The following is a 16,667-nucleotide window of genomic DNA, read 5'->3' as shown; positions in this document are numbered from 1 at the left end:
TCACTCACCGTCGTCCTCCCGTCGGATGCTCACCGGTTGCCCGGGGGCGGCGGCGAGTTGCCGATACACCACCGACCCGGGGGAATTCAGCGGCAGCCACACGACCCGATCGGGCATCTCGGTGACCGCCAGCGGCAGCACGACCGCGCCGTGCCCGGTGCTCACCCGCACCGAATCGCCTGCGGCGGCGCCGATTTCGGCGGCCGTGGCCGGCGACAGCCGGACCACCGGCGGCCGGGCGGTACCGGCCAGCCCGGGTTCGCCGTCCTGGCCGCGGCCGCGGTCCAGCAACATTCGCCAGCCGGCCAGTACCGCGGTGCCCGCGGCCGGTCGCGGTTCGGGTTCCGGCGGCAGCGCGGGCAGCGCCGGCGGCGGGCCGTCCCACACCCCGAGTTCGGCGAGTTCGGTTCGCGCGGAAGCGATATCGGGCAGGCCGAGATCCGTGCCGAGTTCGGCGGCGAGGGCGTGCAGCACCCGATGGTCGGACAGCGGCGCGGGCGCGCGCCGCACGGTCGCGTCGGCGAGGGCGGCCGCGAACGGGCGCGCGCGGCCCTCCCAGGTGAGGAAGGTGCCGTCCTTCTCCATCGCCGAGGCCACCGGCAGCACCACATCGGCGCGTTCGGTCAGCTCGGTGCGCCGCAGTTCCAGACTGACGACGAAGCGGGCGGTGTCGAACGCGGCGAGCGCGGCCCGCGAATCCGGCAGATCGTCCACCTCGACCCCGCCGACGACCAGTGCGCCGAAATGTTCCGCGGCGCGCAGGATCGCGGCGGTATCGCGGCCCGGGGTCACCGGCAGATCGTCGATGTTCCAGGCCGTCTTCACCTGATGCCGGGCCCGCGGGTCGGCCAGCGGCCGTCCGCCGGGCAGCAGATCGGGCAGCGCGCCGGCCTCGATCGCGCCGCGTTCACCCGCGCGGCGCGGCACCCAGGCCAGGGCGGCGCCGGTCTCGTCGGCCAGTCGCGCCGCGGCCGACAGCGCACCCGGGAAGCCGGCCAGCCGTTCGCCCGCGAGGATCACCGCCCCCGGTTGCCGCAGCTGCCGGGCCAACTCCGAGCCGTCGTCGGTCCGCAGCGCCGCCAGTCGCGCGGCCTCGCCGCCGGGCACGGTGGCCAGCAGCCGGCCGGACATGTTCCGCAGGCCGCGGGTGGCGAACGGGGCCAGCGCGTGGATCGGCAACCCGCGCTTGCGGGCGGCCCGGCGCAGCCGGAGGTAGACGATCGGCGACTCCTCCTCGGGCTCGAATCCGGCCAGCAGCACCACCGGAGCGGTCTCCAGATCGGCGTACTCGACGCTCGTGCCCTGCCCGGCGATCCGGGCGGCGAGGAATTGCGCCTCCTCCGCCGAGTGCACCCGGGACCGGAAGTCGATGTCGTTGGTGTGCAACGCGATCCGGGCGAACTTGGCGTACGCGTAGGCGTCCTCGACGGTGGCCCGGCCGCCGACGAGGACGCCCGCGTTGCCGTGCGCGGCGGCCAGGCCCTCCGCGGCGCGGGCCAGCGCCTCCGGCCAGGAGGCCGGGACCAGATTGCCGTCCCAGTCCCGGATCAGCGGGGTGGTCAGCCGATCCGGCTCGGTGGCGTAGGCGAACGCCCACCGGCCCTTGTCGCAGTTCCACTCCTCGTTGACCGCCGGATCGTCACCGGCCAAGCGGCGCAACACCTTTCCGCGCCGATGATCGGTGCGCTGGGCGCAGCCGGCGGCGCAGTGCTCGCACACTCCCGGACTGGACACCAGATCGAACGGCCGGGCCCGGAATCGGTAGGTGCTGCCGGTGAGCGCGCCGACCGGGCAGATCTGCACCGTGTTGCCGGAGAAGTAGGAGTCGAACGTCTCACCGCCCGAACCGGTTCCGGCATCGGTGGCCAGCCCCATCGAGCCGGGGATGCCGACCTGTTGCAGCGCACCGCGATCCATCAGTTCGATGAACGGATCGCCGGCGATCTGCTCGGCGAAGCGGGTGCAGCGGGCGCACAGTACGCAGCGCTCCCGATCCAGCAGCACCGCCGTGGACAGCGGAATCGGTTTGGGGTAGGTGCGTTTCGCGCCTTCGAACCGGGATTCGCCACGCCCGGTGGACATCGCCTGGTTCTGCAGCGGGCATTCACCGCCCTTGTCGCAGACCGGGCAGTCCAGCGGATGGTTGATCAGCAGCAGCTCCATCACGCCCTCCTGCGCCTTCGCGGCGACCGGGGAGCCGAGCTGGGTGTGGGCCACCATCCCGTCGGAGACGGCGATCGTGCAGGAGGCCACCGGTTTCCGCTGCCCCTCCACCTCGACCAGGCACTGCCGGCAGGCGCCGACCGGATCGAGCAGCGGATGGTCGCAGAAGCGGGGGATCTGGACGCCGATCAGTTCGGCGGCCCGGATCAACAGGGTGCCCGGCGGCACGCTGACGGTGGTGCCGTCGATGGTCACGCTCACCATCTCGGCGGGGGTCACCCCGCCGGCGGCGCCGGTGCTCACGGTCGCGGTCATCCGGCGATCCCTTCGGTCGTGCCAGCGGACTCCGTTGCGGCGCTGTCGTTCCCGGCCCAGACCGTGGTGCGGGCCGGGTCGAACGGGCAGTGCCCGAGGCGGACGTGCTCGAGGTACTCCCCGCGGAAGTACTTCAGGGAGGAGAAGATCGGGCTCGCCGCGCCGTCGCCGAGCGCGCAGAACGACTTTCCGTTGATGTTGTCGGCGATATCGGTGAGCGTGCCGAGGTCGGCCTCGGTGCCCGCCCCGGCCTCGAGCCGCTCCAGCAGCTGGACCAGCCAGTAGGTGCCCTCCCGGCACGGCGTGCACTTACCGCAGGACTCGTGCGCGTAGAACTCGGTCCAGCGCAGCACCGCTCGCACCACGCAGGTGGTGTTGTCGAAGATCTGCAACGCCTTGGTGCCGAGCATCGAGCCGTTCGCGGCCACGTTCTCGTAATCCAGTGGTACGTCGAGATGTTCGGCGGTGAAGATCGGCGTCGAGGAGCCGCCGGGGGTCCAGAACTTCAGCGTGTGCCCGGCCCGCACCCCGCCCGCGTGGGTGAGCAACTCGCGCAACGTGATTCCCAGCGGCGCCTCGTACTGGCCGGGCCGGGTCACATGCCCGGACAGCGAGTAGAGGGTGAATCCGGGCGATTTCTCGGTGCCGAAGGACCGGAACCACTCCACCCCCTCGGCGAGGATCGAGGGCACGCTCGCGATGGACTCGACGTTGTTGACCACCGTCGGGCAGGCGTAGAGGCCCGCGACGGCGGGGAACGGCGGCCGCAGCCGGGGCTGGCCGCGGCGGCCCTCCAGCGAATCCAGCAGCGCGGTCTCCTCACCGCAGATGTAGGCCCCGGCGCCGGCGTGCACGATCAGCTCCAGATCGAAACCGGAGCCCAGGATGTCGCGGCCCAGGAAACCGGCGGTGTACGCCTCCTTGACCGCGGCCTGCAGCCGGCGCAGCACCGGAATCACCTCGCCGCGTACATAGATGAACGCGTGCGCGGCGCGGATGGCGTAGGCGGCGATGATCACCCCCTCGATCAGGGTGTGCGGGGTGGCCAGCATGAGCGGCATGTCCTTGCAGGTGCCCGGTTCCGACTCGTCGGCGTTGACGACCAGATAGTGCGGTTTGTCGTCGCCCTGCGGGATGAAGCCCCATTTCATGCCGGTCGGGAAGCCGGCGCCGCCGCGGCCGCGCAGTCCGGCGTCCTTGACCAGGCCGATGACCTCGTCCGGGCCCATCCGCAGCGCCTTGGTCAGCCCGCGGTATCCGTCGTGGCGCCGATACGAGGCCAGCGTCCACGATTCGGGTTCGGCCCAGTGCCGGCTGAGGACCGGGGTGAGCGTCATCGCGGGCCGTCCTGATCGGCGGCGGCGTCCAGACCGGCCACCGCGGCCGGGCCGAGCGGCCCGTCGTTGGCGCCCGGTCGCTCGTCCGGGAATCCGGCCAGAATGCGTTCGGTCGCACGGAAACTGCACAGCGGGGCGCCGCTGCGGGTGCCGGTCACCGGACCGCCGGCACGCAGCGCGTCGACCAGTTCCGTTGCGGTGCGCGGGGTCTGGTTGTCGAAGAACTCCCAGTTGACCATCACCACGGGCGCGGTGTCGCAGGCCGCGTTGCATTCGATGTGCTCGAGCGAGATCGCGCCGTCGTCGGTGATGCCGCCGTGCCCGATGCCCAGATGCTGTTGCAGGGCCGCGTAGATCTCGTCGCCGCCGAGCACCGCGCACAGCGTGTTCGTGCACACGCCGACGTGATAGGTGCCGGTCGGCGTGCGCCGGTACATGCTGTAGAAGGTGGCGACCGCGGTGACCTCCGCGTCGGTGAGGCCCAATCGCTGTGCGCAGAAACGGATTCCGGCGCCGGTGACGCGGCCGTCCTCGGCCTGCACCAGGTGCAGCAGCGGCAGCAGTGCCGAGCGCGGCTGCGGATAGCAGTCGACGATCTGCTTCGCGTCCAGCTCGAGCCGGTCGCTCACTTCTTTCGGATACGGTGTCGTCCGGGGGGTCAACTCCACGAAGACTTCGGATTTCATCGATTCGCTCCGCTCGGATGTCATCGGTCGACACCGCCCATCACCGGGTCGAGACTGGCCACGGCCGCGATCACGTCGGCGACCATGCCGCCCTCGCACATCGCCGCCACCGCTTGCAGATTCGTGAACGAGGGGTCCCGGTAGTGCACCCGGTACGGGCGGGTGCCGCCGTCGGACACCATGTGCACGCCCAGCTCGCCGCGCGGCGACTCCACCGCCGCGTACACCTGGCCCGCCGGCACCCGCATCCCCTCGGTGACCAGTTTGAAGTGGTGGATCAGCGCCTCCATCGAGGTGCCCATGATGCGCCCGATGTGCGCGGGGGAGTTGCCGAGCCCGTCCGGGCCCAGTTGCAGATCGGCGGGCCAGCCGATCTTCTTGTCGTCCACCATGATCGGGCCCGGCCGCAGCTTGTCCAGGCACTGTTCGACGATGCGCAGCGACTGCTTCATCTCCTCCACCCGGATCCAGTAGCGGCCGTAGCAGTCGCATCCGGTGTCGGTGATCACGTCGAACTCGTAATCCTCGTACCCGCAATAGGGTTGGGACCTGCGCAGATCGTGCGGCAGGCCGGTGGACCGCAGCACCGGGCCGGTGATGCCGAGCGCGATGCAGCCGGTGAGGTCGAGATAGCCGACACCGCGGGTGCGGGCCTTGAAGATCGGATTCTCGTTCAGCAGCAGTTCCAGATCGTGCAGCCGTTTCGGCATGAGCTGCAACAGATCCCGGATCTCGCCGACCGCGTTGTCCGGCAGGTCCTGCGCGACGCCGCCGGGCCGGATGTAGGCATGGTTCATCCGCAGCCCGGTGATGGTCTCGAACACGTCGAGCACCAGTTCCCGCTCCCGGAAGCCGAACAGCATCGGGGTCAGCGCGCCGAGTTCCATGCCGCCGGTGGCCAGCGCCACCAGATGGGAGGAGATGCGGTTGAGTTCCATCAGCAGTACGCGAATCACGGTGGCGCGCTCGGGAATCGCGTCGGTGATGTCGAGCAGCTTCTCCACCGCGAGGCAGTACGCCGTCTCGTTGAAGAACGGCGACAGGTAGTCCATCCGGGTCACGAAGGTGACACCCTGCACCCAGTTGCGGAACTCGAGATTCTTCTCGATGCCGGTGTGCAGATAGCCGATGCCGCAACGGGCCTCGGTGACGGTCTCGCCCTCGATCTCCAGGATCAGCCGCAGCACACCGTGTGTCGACGGATGCTGCGGGCCCATGTTGACGACGATGCGTTCCTCGGCGACCCCGTCCAGGGACTGCTTCACCTCGTCCCAGTCCTGGCCGACCACGGTCACGGTGCGCTCCGGCGCGGAGGCGCCCTCGGCGCCCCGGGTATCGATGTCGCTCATCAGCTGTACGCCCTCCGCTGGTCGGGCGGCGGGATGCGCGCGCCCTTGTACTCGACCGGGATCCCGCCGAGCGGATAGTCCTTGCGCTGGGGATGGCCCCGCCAGTCGTCGGGCATCGTGATCCGGGTCAGCGCGGGATGGCCGTCGAACACGATGCCGAAGAAGTCGTAGGTCTCCCGCTCGTGCCAATCCGTGGTCGGATACACCGAATACAGCGAGGGGATCCGCGGATCGGCGTCGGGCGCCGACACCTCGAGCCGCACCCGCCGGTTGTGGGTGACCGACAGCAGGTGGTAGACGGCGTGCAGTTCCCGGTCGGTCTCCTCGGGATAGTGCGCGCCGCTGACGCCGAGGCACAGCTCGAACCGCAGCGCCGCGTCGTCGCGCAGGGCCCGCGCGACCGCCGGCAGCCGATCCGGCCGCACGTGCAGCGTCAGTTCGTCACGGAACACCACGACCTTCTCGATCGCGAGGCCGAACTCCTTGTCGGACAGCGACTTCCGCAGCAGATCGACCAGCTCGTCGAAATATCCGCCGTACGGCGGCGCGCTGCCGCCGGGCAGGCTCACGGTCCGGACCAGGCCGCCGTAACCGGAGGTGTCGCCGCTGCCACTGACGCCGAACATGCCGTGCCGCAGGCCGATCACCTCCTCGCCGGTGCCGGCGGGCGGGGCCGCGGCGGCGTTCGTGTCGGTGGCCGGATCCTGGGCCGGGACGGCGCCGGTTTCGGAATCGCCGGCCTGGCCGGGAGTGTCGAACGTCATCGCAGCAGCCCTCCCATCCGGATGGTCGGGGTGGAGGCGAGCGCGGCCTCCTCGGCGGCCCGGACGGCCTCCACGCGATCGACGCCGAGCGGCATCTGCTGAATCTTCTCGTGCAGCTTCAGGATCGCGTGCAGCAACATCTCCGGCCGCGGCGGGCAGCCGGGCAGATAGATGTCGACCGGCACCACGTGGTCCACGCCCTGCACGATCGCGTAGTTGTTGAACATGCCGCCCGACGAGGCGCAGACCCCCATGGCCAGCACCCATTTCGGCTCGGTCATCTGGTCGTACACCTGGCGCAGCACCGGCGCCATCTTCTGGCTGACCCGGCCCGCGACGATCATCAGATCGGCCTGCCGCGGCGAGGCGCGGAACGCCTCCATCCCGAATCTGGCCAGGTCGTAGCGCCCGGCCCCGGTGGCCATCATCTCGATCGCACAGCACGCCAGCCCGAACGTCGCGGGCCACAACGAGCCCTTGCGCAGATAACCGGCGAACTGTTCGACCGTGCTCAATAGGAAACCGCTGGGCAGTTTCTCCTCGAGACCCATGCCGAACACCCACTTCCTGTAGTGATCAGTCCCAGCTCAGTCCGCCGCGCCGCCATTCGTAGGCGTACGCCACCGAGACGTTGAAGAAGAACAGCGCCATCGCGACGAGCCCGAACACGCCGAGCGCGTCGAGGTGTACCGCCCACGGGTACAGGAACACGATCTCGATGTCGAAGATGATGAAGAGCATCGCGGTGAGGTAGTACTTCACCGGAAAACGTTGTCCCCCAGCATTTCCCGGGCCACCGCCGATGGCGTGCGGGGTCGGCTCGATACCGCATTCGTAGGGCTCGAGTTTGGCCCGGTTGTAGCGCTTGGGGCCGACGACGGTGGCGAGGACGAGGGACATCAGCCCGAATGCCGCGGCGACCGCGCCGAGCACGAGAGTGGGCACCTCGGTATTCACAACTGCACTACCTCTCTCGTTGACAGCGGTGTGACGGCAGCAGCGGCCGAGACGGGCTGACGACGTCGTCTGCCGGGGCCAGTCGCGCCTCGAGGCGTGCTCAGCAGGGGGTGCGGAGATTCATATCACCGGGTGCACTCGTGTGAGCTACGGCACAGCCTACAACCGATCGTTATGGATGCCCGTGCTTTCGCCGCGGCATTTGATCGAAAACCGGACAGTCACTTATGACCGAAACGGCGCAATCGTCACGACCGGACAACGGAGCCGGGAGGCGGATCCGGGCGGCCGGGATCGGCGCGGATCCGCCGGCGCCACGGTGCCGGCGGCGAGTGCGGTGATTCGCGGGCTACGCCACCGAGCGGGTGTGGAGCGCGGTGACGACGGCCTCGGCGAGCCGGAACGGATCTATCGGATGCGAGGCGATCGCCTCCGCCCGGGACCAGTTCGCCAGCCAGGCGTCGTCGGGCCGTGCGGTGAGCACGACGACCGGTGGGCAGGAGGCGATCTCGTCCTTCAACTGCTTCGCCAGCCCGAGCCCGCCGGTGGGTGCGGCCTCGCCGTCCAGCACGACCAGGTCGATACCGCCGGCGTCGAGGTGTTCGAGCACCACCGCGGCGGTGGCCACCTCCAGATAGTCGAACGGCGGTAGGTCCGCCCGCGGGCGCGTGCCCAGGGCGGTCGTCACCTGGCGGCGCGTATCGGCGTCGCTCGAATACACCAGCACCCGCACCGCGGCGGAACGGTTCGCATCGGCCACCTTTCGCATGCTACGTCCGCGGCGGGCCGGGTGGGTGCAGGTTGGCGCAGCGCGCCGCCGGGCCACCGCTCGGTGATCGTGATCGGCCCTGGTCAGCGGGCCCGGAACGCGGGATATTGATACATACGCGAGGGCTGTGCTGGTCACGAGGAAGGGCGGCGGCGATGCGTATCTCGGAGATTCTGCGCCGGAAGGGCGCGGAGGTGGTGACGATCGTGCCGGAGGCGACGGTACGAGAACTGCTCGGTCTGCTGGCCGAGCGCAATGTCGGGGCGGTGGTGGTGTCGCGCGGTGGCGGCACCCTGGAGGGCATCGTGTCCGAACGGGACATCGTGCGGCGGCTGCACACCGTCGGCGCGGAGTTGCTGGACCGGCCGGTGGCCGACATCATGACCGCGGTGGTGCACACCTGTTCGCCGGACGACCGGGTGGAGGGCCTGCGTTCGACGATGACCGAACACCGGATCCGGCATCTGCCGGTGCTGCGGGACGGCCGGCTGGCCGGCATCGTCAGCATCGGCGATGTGGTGAAGAGCGCGATCTCGGAGTTGCAGACCGAACGGGAACAGCTGGTGCACTATCTCCAGCAGTGATCGTGCGATTTCATCATCTCGTAACACCGATCGATGAATAGAATGTCGGCGGCGGGCGCATTATTTCGATTGGACGCATCGTCCGATTCGGAGGCTCGCGGTGGACGACACCGCTGATCGGGTGGGGTCCGGGATGTGCACAGTCCCTCGGACCTCACCACCCGAAAATGACGATCACCGCAGCAGAAATTCCGGGCACACGGCATTTCGGGACGGTTTCCCTCGACCGGAGGCGGCAGTGGGGACCCCCGCCGTGCGGGCGCAGCGGCGCGCCGATAGGGTGCGTGGCGCAGCGTGCCGCCGACCCCCGACCTACAGAGGACATCCATGCGCCGCCCCGTCCCGACCGTGTTCGCCGCGGTCGTCTTCGTCTCCGTTCTCGTTGCCGGATGCGGTGATTCGGGCGGAGGCTCGAGTACGCCGGTGGCCTCGCGCGCGCAGGTCGCCGTGAGTTCGCCGGCGGCGGCGCCGAGGACATCGGCCGCCGCATCGAGTTCGGTTGCGGCCGCGCCGGATTCATCCACCACCGAGGAGGTGACCAGCAGCGCCCCTGCCGCGCCGACCACCGGCACGGTGGCCGCGCGGTGCGGCAGTCAGGGCTGGCCGCAACCGATTCCGGACTTCCGCGGCGCGCCACTGGGCACCACGGTCGTCGGAACCGGCCTGTGTTACGACATCACCGGGGTCGTCACCGCGGACGGGCACGACGTGATGCACGATCCGGCGAGTTTCACCGTCCCGTGGACGATTACGGGACAGGCACCGGATCCCGGCACCGCGGTTTCCGCGAACACCCCGGTCACGTTGACCGTCACCCGGGCAGTGAGGAACTAGGCACCCCGGAAATCCGTTGTGCCGCTGGATTATCCGTTCGTCACCCGGCTGCGGGCGGGACGGTCTGTTCGGCGGGGGTCTGCATGACCTGCTGCCACCAGGCGGTCAACGGACTGGGATCGGGCCAGACGACAGTGTCGGCGAGCGAATCATCGCTCTCACGTGGCGTCACCGGCGTGGTCTGCGGGCGGGAAATCATCACGAATCTCCTCCGGAATCCGTGTGGACCCCGAAACCCGCAGCGATCATACGTGTTCCGGGGCTGGTGCCTCCGGCTCACAACGCTGTGAGCGATCCAGATCTTGTCGGTAGAATTCCGACCTGTATACCAGCAACCGTAATTCCGAGCAAGGATCGTTGATATGACGGCGATTCTTTCGATGTGAACACCGATCGGGCCGACAGTTTGCTGATTCCCGTGATCACCTTTGTGCGCTCGACTGCGTCGAGTTGCCGAGGGCGATGGCACTTGACTGTGTTCCCGCGCAAAAGTTCCGGTAAACATCGGAAAAATAGGAATACCGACCGGCAAGTCGGGGATTTCGGCACAAATGTGCCGTCGTGGCGCGAAAGGTCAGTCGTCGAGCAGGCCCACGAGTTTCGTGAGTCCCGCGATGAGCGTACCCCGTTCGCTCGGCTCCAGGTGTTCCAGGGCGGCGGCGAAGCGCTGGATGCGCGCGGAGGTGAGGCCGTTGACGAGCGCGCTGGCCGGTTCGGTGACGGTGAGCAACTGAGCGCGGCCGTCGTCGGGATCCGCGCTGCGCTCGACGTAGCCGTGCCGCTCGAGCCCGGACACGATGCGCGACATGGTCGGCGCGGTGACGTGTTCGACGGCCGCGAGATCGCTGAGCCGCATGGGGCCCGACCGCACCAGCGTGCCGAGTGCGGCGGCGGACCCCTGGCTCAGCGAGCCCAGATCCCCGGAGCGGCGCAGCACGCGGGTGATCCGCCCGATGGCGAGGTACAGATCCGCTGCCTCGGCCAATTCCTCGGTGCTGCGCGAGCGCTCCTGCTGGATCATCGGTCGGCTGCTCCTACCCGGTTCTCGTCGACGACGCCGTCGACAGCTCGGCGCCGACGACATCGCCGTCGATGCGGTCCGTTTCGGAGATTATGCCCTCTCGGGCGGCCTCGGCGAGTTCGGCCCGCTCGTCCGTGGGGTTGCCGTTGCCGGCGAACCAGGACGCGATCGCGCCGATCAGCATCATCGCCGCGGCGGCCAGGAAGACGACCACCAGACCCGAGTGGAACGGGCCGGAGATCAAGTGCGGGAAGAACTCCTGTCCGGTGAGCACATCGCTGTGCACTCCCGGCCGGTTCAGCTCACCGCTCGGGCCGAGCAGCTCCTGGATCGGGTTGAAGCCGAGGAACGCCGCGAACAGGCTGCCCACCGGCGGCATATTCGCCAGCTGATCGGCCACCGGTCCGGAGACCCCCTGGTCCCGCAGTCCGGAACCGAGCGCGCCGGGCAGCGTGCCGGACAGGCCGACGATCATCAGCGAGAAGAACAGGCCGATCGACAGCGCCGAACCGCCGTTGAACAGGGTGCCACGCATACCCGAGGCGGCGCCGCGCTGGGCGGCGGGCGCGCTGGACATGATGGCCGCGGTGTTCGGCGAGGCGAAGACGCCGGAGCCGATGCCGTTGAGGAAGATCAGCGCGGCGAACAGCCAATAGTCGAAGTCGACCGGGATGAGGATCAGGCCGACGAAACTCAGCGCCACCAGCACCAGCCCGCCGACGGCGAACGGCCGCGCGCCGAACCGATCGGACAGGTAGCCCGCGATCGGACCGGCCGCCAGGAAGCCGATCGTGGTCGGCAGCATGTAGATGCCCGCCCACAGCGGGGTCGACTCGTAGTCGAAGCCGTGCAGCGGCAGCCAGATGCCCTGCAGCCAGATGATCAGCATGAACTGCATGCCGCCACGGCCGACCGAGGACAGCAGACCGGCCAGGTTGGCGAGGCTGAACGCGCGGTTGCGGAACAGCGCGAGGTTGAACATCGGCTGCGCCACCTTGGACTCGATCACGCAGAACGCGATCAGCAGCACGATGCCGCCGGCGATGGCCCCCAGCACCCAGGGGTTGGCCCAGCCGGTGTTGGCGCCGCCGTAGGGCTGGATGCCGTAGGTGATGCCGGTCAGCAGTGCGGTCAGGCCGACGGCGAAGGTCAGCGTGCCGGGCAGATCGAGGGATCCGGCGCTGCGCTGGCCGAAGTCCTGCAGCGAGCGGTACGACCAGATGGTGCCGATGACCGAGAACGGCACGCTCACCCAGAACACGGCCTTCCAGTCCCACTCCGACAGCACACCGCCGATCAGCAGGCCCAGGAACGAGCCCGCGATGGCCGCGACCTGGTTGATGCCCAGGGCCATCCCGCGCTGGTTGGCGGGGAAGGCGTCGGTGAGGATGGCCGCCGAATTGGCCATCAGCATCGCGCCGCCGACGCCCTGGATCACGCGCCACGCGATCAGCCAGATCGCGCCGCCGCCGTGCGAGAAGGGATCCAGGGAGGTCGCGATCGCCGCGATCGCGAAGACGACGAAGCCGTAGTTGTAGATCCGCACCCGGCCGAACATGTCGCCGAGCCGCCCGAACATCACCACCAGCACGGCGGAGGCGAGCAGGAAGCCCATCATCATCCACAGCAGATAGCTGACGTTGCTCGCCGACAGCGGATTCAGGTCGATGCCGCGGAAGATCGCGGGCAGCGAGATCAGCACGATCGACGAGTTGATGGTGACGATCAACATGCCGAGCGTCGTATTGGACAGGGCCACCCACTTGTAGTGCGGGTGGTCGCGGTCCATGCGCCGCCGGCGTTGGATGGTCTCGACGTCGCCGACGTCGAGAGCACCGGGTGTGGGTGCGGAAGCCAAGGGATTCCCTTCCGGATGATGAAATCGGACAGGTTCTCCACTTAGGATAGTTGCGTGAGGCTAACTAACTAAATTCTCCCGGCGCGAGATGCGTCACAGGACGAATCGTGGTTCAGATCCGATCGTGCCGGCGAACCCACCGCATATCGGCCCGCCAGGTGTAGCCGGCGACGATCGCCGACGCCACGGCCGCGGCCTCCAGCATGTCCGGGCCGTCGACGACCAGGGAGACCAGGCCGCCCAGCAACGCTCCCAGCGCGAACGAGACGTACTGCACCGCGTAGCCCAGCCACTCCCGGTGGGTGCCGCCCCCGAACAGATGCCGTTCGACACCCTGCGCGAATTTCACGAGCGTGCCGGTGACGTAGGTGACCGGGATCGATACCTCGCCGTTGCGCACGAACGAGGTGTTCAGGATGCCCATCGCGAACGAGACGAACAGGATCGGCACCAGCGCCAGATCGCGTTCGCGGGCGTACAGGATCCAGTCCAGCGCCACCGCGACGACCAGCGCGATCGTGGCCAGCACGGTCGATCCGTGCGGATGGTTGCCCCACCAGCGCCGGCGCCGGAACACCGAGCCGACGAACACCCCGGCGAGGAAGCAGAGGATCAGCCCCATCGCGCCGAGCGCGAGGCCGCGGTCGCCGAGGAATCCGCCGATCACCGCGCGCTCGGTGTTACCGGTCATGAAGGTGACGAAGTACCCCTCGGAATGCGTGTAGGCCGCGGCGCCGACGAATCCCGCCAGCACGAGCAGTACCGACGACAACTCGGTCTCCAGATTCCAGAACGGCGCGGGCGCATCCGAGGACGAGGTCACAGCAACAGGCTAGCAACAGGATTCGCCGATTCCGGCGTGTCGATTCCGGCGCGCGGACGACGGGCAGCGGCCGCACTCCGGCACCCCGTGCCGGGGTCAGCTCGCGCGGGAGGCGGCAGGCAGATAGGGGGCCAGTGCGTCGGCGGTCGTGGCGCGGCCGAGTGCGAGCGCGTGCAACAGCGTGCGGGAATCCCGTGCGACGCGGCCGATCGTCGGCGCGCCGAGCGGCGGCCGGATCTGCATGACGGCCGGGTGGCTCGCCATCAGCTCCTCGTCGCGGGCGTGGACGGCGACACGGGTCAGCCAGGTGTCGACCACGCCGGGGGCGTGCCGGTTCAGGAATCGGGTGACGATGCGGTTCTCCAGGCCCGAGGGGGCACTCGCATGCTCGTCGGTGCGCCGGGTGCGCAGGACCAGCACATGGGTCGCGCCCTGGGCCAGCGCGGTGCGGACCGGGACCGGTTCGGCCAGTCCGGCGTCGACGTAGCGGCGGCCGCCGAGTTCGACCGGATGTTCGGCGAGGATCGGCAGGCAGGTGGTGGCCCGCAGCGCGCGCTGCAACGCGGCCACATCGGTGAGATGCGGATGCAGATCGACCGCGGCGCCGGTGGCGGCGTCCGTGCCGAGCGGATGGAAGGTCACCGGATTGGCGAGGATCGCCGGGAAGTCCATCGGCACGATGTGCCCGTACACCGAATGCACCAGATACGGGGTGTCGACGACCCGGCCACCCCACAGCAGCCGCGCCGGGGAGATCACCCGCCGCACCACGTCCGGATGCCAGGCCCGCTCGGAGTGCCGGGCCCGGCCGCACAACAGCCAGGCGCCGTTGAGCGCGCCGGCCGACGAGCCGTACACCGCGTCGAAACAGGACAGCAGGCCCAGTACCTCGAGCGCCATGACCATGCCGTGCGAATACGCACCACGCGCCGAACCGCCCTCGACCACCAGCGCCAGCCGGGCCTCGTCCGTCCGCGCGCCCGGCACGCTCGCACCCGCCTGCCGCGCCGCGATCAGCTCCGCGACCGGCGAGCCGTCCACACTCCGCGACACCTGTCCAACCTTCCGCACGCCCCGCAACACCTGTCTCGTGTCTAACACAGCGGCTCCCGGCACGCGGTGCGGACCCGCATCCGGTGCACCGATCCGATCCGGGATCGCGCAGGTCCGGACGGCGGCCGCGGTGGGGTCGTATGCCATGATGAGAGCCTCGGAGTGTGACCCGATAGCTGCTGTTCTGCCGTGAGATTGCGTCAGTGCCGACCGACAAACGGACAGGGGACGGACATGGTCGACTGGTTACCCACTGCGGAGGTGCGCGCGGTCGCACCCGTCCTGGACAGGTACTCCCAATCGGTGCTGCTGGGCGAGGTGTGGAAACGCCCGGAGCTCTCGCCCCGCGACCGCAGCCTGATCACGGTGTCGGCGCTCATCGCGCGCAATCACCTCGCCGACCTCTCGTATCACATCTACTGGGCCCTCGACAACGGCATCACCCCGGCCGAGCTGTCCGAAACGGTCACCCACCTGGCCTTCTACGCCGGCTGGGCCGATGCGCTCGCCTCGGTGCCGACCATCAAGAAGGTGTTCGACCACCGGGGTATCGGCCGCGAGCAGTTGCCGCCGGTCGACGAGGAGCTGCTACCCCAGGACGCGGGCGCGGAGGCGCGCCGGGCCGCGGAGGTGGAACGGAATTTCGGCGCGACCGCGCCGGGCGTCGTGCAGTACACCACCCAGCTGGTGTTCGGGGATCTGTGGTTGCGGCCGGGGCTCGCGCCGCGCGATCGCAGCCTGGTCACCGTGGCCGCGCTGGTCGCGACCGGGCACGTCGAGCAGATCGCCTTCCACCTGGAACGCGCCCTGGACGCCGGGCTGACCGGGACCGAGGCCGCCGAGACGCTCACCCATCTGGCGTTCTACGTGGGCTGGCCGAATGTGTTCGCGGCGCTGCCGGTGGTCAAGGAGGTCCTGGCCGCACGCGCGCGGTGACCGGAGCGCCCCTCGTCGTCCCGACCGGGCCCGGTAAGGGTTCCGGCCGTGCCGGGCCCGGCACGACGAGGGGCGCAACGGGGCTCAGGCGTTGTTGAGCTTGTTCAGCCGCTCGCAGGCCGTCAGGTACTCCTCGATGAGGCGCTGCATCACGTCGGCGGTGCGTTCCACCTTGTTCAGCTGCCCGACCACCTGGCCGACCGGGTTGAAGTTCACGTCCTTGGCGGCCTCCGGATACCGATGACCGCGCTTGACGCCGTCGAGGGCGACCATCATCTGCAGCGGCATCGGCAGCGGATTCGGGGTGTCGGCCCGCTCCCAGGCCTCGGTCCACTCGTTGCGCAGCATGCGGGCCGGTTTGCCGGTCCACGCCCGCGACCGGACGGTGTCGTGGCTGGTGGCCTCGATATAGGTCTGCATCTGCGCGGGCGGCACATTCGATTCCTCGACGGTCAGCCACAGCGAGCCGGTCCACGCGCCCGCGGCGCCCATCGCCATCGCGGCGGCGACCTGGCGGCCGTCGCCGATCCCGCCCGCGGCCAGCACCGGCAGGTCGCCGACGGCGTCGATCACCTGCGGCCACAGCACCAGCGAGGAGACCTCACCGCAGTGCCCGCCGCCCTCGGTGCCCTGGCAGACCACGAAATCCAGGCCCGCGCGCTGATGGTTGAGCGCGTGCTTGACCGAACCGCACAGCGCGCCGATCAGCCGGCCGGAGTCCTGCACCTGCTTGATCACGTCGTCCGGTGGGGTACCCAGCGCGTTGGCGACCAGCTTCGCCTTCGGATGCCGCAGGATGACCTCCACCTGCGGACCGGCGGTGGTGGCGGTCCAGCCCAGCAGCTGGTTGTGGTGCTCGTCCTCGGGCAGGCGCGGGACGCCGTGGTCGGCCAGGATCTTCTCCGCGAAATCGCGATGGCCCTGCGGAACCAGTTCGGCGAGTTTGGCTTCCAGCTCGGCCGGGCTGAGTCCCTCGATACCCTTGCCCTCGTATTTGGACGGGATCACCAGATCCACGCCGTACACGCCGTGCACGTGCTCGTCCAGCCAGGCCAGCTCGATCTCGAGCTGTTCGGCGGTGAATCCGACCGCACCCAGCACACCGAGCCCGCCGGCGTTGCTCACCGCGGCGGCGACGTCGCGGCAGTGGGTGAAGGCGAAAATGGGGACGTCGATGCCCAGCCGTTCACAGATCTCGGTACGCATGGCGTAGTGGAC

The 16,667-nt window shown here is 69.3% G+C and carries 17 protein-coding genes; 3 read left to right on the top strand and 14 right to left on the bottom strand.

The window, feature by feature from the left end; genetic code table 11:
• The 8 genes from G361_RS0106905 to G361_RS0106870 all read right to left on the bottom strand — a co-directional run bounded on the left by G361_RS0106905 (position 1) and on the right by G361_RS0106870 (position 8,340).
• Entirely contained in the window at positions 1-2,478 is a 2,478-nt protein-coding gene (locus tag G361_RS0106905; protein ID WP_019926332.1) for an NADH-quinone oxidoreductase subunit G, read from the bottom strand.
• The gene (gene nuoF, locus G361_RS0106900; RefSeq protein ID WP_019926331.1) at positions 2,475-3,815 is read right to left on the bottom strand and encodes an NADH-quinone oxidoreductase subunit NuoF; all 1,341 of its coding nucleotides are present in this window, start codon (positions 3,813-3,815) and stop codon (positions 2,475-2,477) included. The genes G361_RS0106905 and nuoF overlap by 4 nt, the downstream gene beginning before the upstream one ends.
• A complete protein-coding gene (gene nuoE / locus G361_RS0106895; RefSeq protein WP_231386798.1) occupies positions 3,812-4,501 on the bottom strand; it encodes an NADH-quinone oxidoreductase subunit NuoE in 690 nt (229 codons plus the stop codon). Before nuoE ends, nuoF begins: the two co-directional genes overlap by 4 nt.
• Before the next feature lie 20 nt (positions 4,502-4,521).
• The gene (nuoD, locus tag G361_RS0106890) at positions 4,522-5,850 is read right to left on the bottom strand and encodes an NADH dehydrogenase (quinone) subunit D (protein ID WP_019926329.1); all 1,329 of its coding nucleotides are present in this window, start codon (positions 5,848-5,850) and stop codon (positions 4,522-4,524) included.
• A complete protein-coding gene (locus G361_RS0106885) occupies positions 5,850-6,614 on the bottom strand; it encodes an NADH-quinone oxidoreductase subunit C (RefSeq protein ID WP_019926328.1) in 765 nt (254 codons plus the stop codon). The genes nuoD and G361_RS0106885 overlap by 1 nt, the downstream gene beginning before the upstream one ends.
• Entirely contained in the window at positions 6,611-7,165 is a 555-nt protein-coding gene (locus G361_RS0106880) for an NADH-quinone oxidoreductase subunit B family protein (RefSeq protein WP_019926327.1), read from the bottom strand. Before G361_RS0106880 ends, G361_RS0106885 begins: the two co-directional genes overlap by 4 nt.
• 25 nt (positions 7,166-7,190) lie before the next feature.
• On the bottom strand, positions 7,191-7,571 hold the full coding sequence (locus G361_RS0106875; RefSeq protein ID WP_019926326.1) for an NADH-quinone oxidoreductase subunit A: 381 nt from the start codon (positions 7,569-7,571) through the stop codon (positions 7,191-7,193).
• 349 nt (positions 7,572-7,920) lie between these two features.
• Complete coding sequence (locus G361_RS0106870; RefSeq protein ID WP_019926325.1) at positions 7,921-8,340, bottom strand: response regulator transcription factor; 420 nt, start codon at positions 8,338-8,340, stop codon at positions 7,921-7,923.
• A 155-nt stretch (positions 8,341-8,495) separates the two neighbouring features.
• Between G361_RS0106870 and G361_RS0106865 the strand changes: the two genes are divergently transcribed.
• On the top strand, positions 8,496-8,924 hold the full coding sequence (locus G361_RS0106865; RefSeq protein WP_019926324.1) for a CBS domain-containing protein: 429 nt from the start codon (positions 8,496-8,498) through the stop codon (positions 8,922-8,924).
• 327 nt (positions 8,925-9,251) lie between these two features.
• Entirely contained in the window at positions 9,252-9,758 is a 507-nt protein-coding gene (locus G361_RS0106860; protein ID WP_019926323.1) for a hypothetical protein, read from the top strand.
• Positions 9,759-9,798: 40 nt separating this feature from the next.
• Here the strand turns inward: G361_RS0106860 and G361_RS49195 are convergent, their stop codons facing one another.
• From G361_RS49195 to G361_RS42600, 5 genes are all read right to left on the bottom strand, one after another.
• On the bottom strand, positions 9,799-9,960 hold the full coding sequence (locus tag G361_RS49195) for a hypothetical protein (protein WP_155981340.1): 162 nt from the start codon (positions 9,958-9,960) through the stop codon (positions 9,799-9,801).
• Between the two features lie 372 nt (positions 9,961-10,332).
• The gene (locus G361_RS0106850; protein WP_019926321.1) at positions 10,333-10,779 is read right to left on the bottom strand and encodes a MarR family winged helix-turn-helix transcriptional regulator; all 447 of its coding nucleotides are present in this window, start codon (positions 10,777-10,779) and stop codon (positions 10,333-10,335) included.
• A 13-nt stretch (positions 10,780-10,792) separates the two neighbouring features.
• Entirely contained in the window at positions 10,793-12,568 is a 1,776-nt protein-coding gene (locus G361_RS0106845) for an MFS transporter (RefSeq protein WP_081635485.1), read from the bottom strand.
• Positions 12,569-12,749: 181 nt separating this feature from the next.
• Entirely contained in the window at positions 12,750-13,460 is a 711-nt protein-coding gene (locus G361_RS0106840) for a YoaK family protein (RefSeq protein ID WP_019926319.1), read from the bottom strand.
• A gap of 96 nt (positions 13,461-13,556) precedes the next feature.
• Complete coding sequence (locus G361_RS42600) at positions 13,557-14,513, bottom strand: patatin family protein (RefSeq protein WP_231386794.1); 957 nt, start codon at positions 14,511-14,513, stop codon at positions 13,557-13,559.
• Positions 14,514-14,747: 234 nt separating this feature from the next.
• On the opposite strand from G361_RS42600, the gene G361_RS50745 reads away from it, so the two are divergent.
• Positions 14,748-15,449: a carboxymuconolactone decarboxylase family protein gene (locus G361_RS50745; RefSeq protein ID WP_019926317.1), complete on the top strand. Its 702-nt coding sequence runs from the start codon at positions 14,748-14,750 to the stop codon at positions 15,447-15,449.
• An 84-nt stretch (positions 15,450-15,533) separates the two neighbouring features.
• Here the strand turns inward: G361_RS50745 and G361_RS0106825 are convergent, their stop codons facing one another.
• Positions 15,534-16,655: a nitronate monooxygenase family protein gene (locus G361_RS0106825; protein WP_019926316.1), complete on the bottom strand. Its 1,122-nt coding sequence runs from the start codon at positions 16,653-16,655 to the stop codon at positions 15,534-15,536.
• Positions 16,656-16,667 lie beyond the last annotated feature (12 nt).

It is taken from the genome of Nocardia sp. BMG111209 (genome assembly GCF_000381925.1).
Classification (GTDB): domain Bacteria; phylum Actinomycetota; class Actinomycetes; order Mycobacteriales; family Mycobacteriaceae; genus Nocardia.
The sequence above is the reverse complement of the archived record's forward strand: the minus strand, read 5'-3'. Positions and strand labels throughout refer to the sequence as shown.